Annotated in this window: 1 pseudogene; it reads right to left on the bottom strand. The window is 54.6% G+C overall.

Features of this window, described 5'->3' with window-relative positions:
* Positions 1-300 precede the first annotated feature (300 nt).
* A pseudogene (locus ACF2JD_RS22555) lies at positions 301-1215 on the bottom strand (IS3 family transposase); the annotation flags it as partial.
* Positions 1216-1232 lie beyond the last annotated feature (17 nt).

Below are 1232 nucleotides of genomic sequence, written 5' to 3'. Positions count from 1 at the left end.
GATTGGGAAGGCCTTTTTGCTTTTGGATTTTCGTGAACGGGATTAAGGAAACAAGGGACCACAGACAGGGCTGCGACTTGCCACTGGCAATTCGGTCCCTGCCTGTGGCACCTTGTGCTTGAGCCGGGCCGTGTCCGTCTCCCCGTCCGCTCCGCCATTAATTTGAAAGGCCTTCCCTCACGGGAAGGCCTTTTTGCTATGCATATTCAGCATCTGAGTCCAAGAAGCCCAATCTGTCTGTTGGGCTTCTTTCGTTGTGTGTGTCCCGTCCTGAATATGGTTTGAATCGCCCCGACTTCTCTAGACACTTTTGAGCCGTTCGAAATATTGCTTTTCACACTCTACTGGCGATAGCCCATTGTTGAAACTGTGCCGGCGCTTGGGGTTGTAAAACATTTCAATGTAATCGAACACATCCTGTCGGGCTTCCTCGCGATCCGCATAGGTTCTACGTCGGATCCGCTCGCGTTTGAGGAGCTGGAAGAAACTCTCCGCCACCGCGTTATCATGGCAATTGCCGCGCCTGCTCATGCTGGCCTTGAGCTGGTTTTCCCGCAAAAAATCCTGCCAGTCATAGCTGCTAAACTGGCTCCCTTGGTCGGAATGAACCAGCACTTCTTGTTCGGGTCGCCGTCGCCACACCGCCATCAGTAACGCACTGATGGCCAGCTCTCGGTCGATCCGCTGCCCCATCGACCAACCAATGACGTGTCGTGAGAACAAATCCAATACCACAGCCAGATAGAGCCAGCCTTCATGCCTGCGAATGTAGGTGATGTCCGTTACCCAGACCTTATTGGGCTCGGTCACATCGAACTGGCGTTCCAAATGATTCGGTGCAACCACCGTTGGCCGGCCACCATAATGGCCTGGACGGCGGTGATAGCCGGTTTGTGAACGTAACCCTTCATGTCGCATTAATCGCGCCACCCGGTGCTTGCCACAGGTCTCGCCCATTTCTCGCAGGTCATCCCGGATCTTGCGATAACCGTAGACGCCCCCGCTTTCTAGCCAACATTGCTTGATCTGGCCCAGGAGGCGTTGATCCTCCTGTGCTCGGGTAGATAAGGGCTGTCGTTGCCAAGCGTAATAACCGCTCGGGTGGACATTCATCATCCGGCACAGTCTGCGGACAGGATGCGTGGACTCGTGTTCCCGGATGAAGGCGTACCTTAACCTGACAGCTTGGCAAAGTACGCGGCGGCCTTTTTTAAGGCGCTGTCCCAATTACA

This window comes from Aeromonas ichthyocola (genome assembly GCF_046087985.1).
Lineage (GTDB): Bacteria > Pseudomonadota > Gammaproteobacteria > Enterobacterales > Aeromonadaceae > Aeromonas > Aeromonas rivipollensis.
Note: the sequence above shows the minus strand (reverse complement) of the source record. Positions and strands in the feature narration are given on the sequence as shown.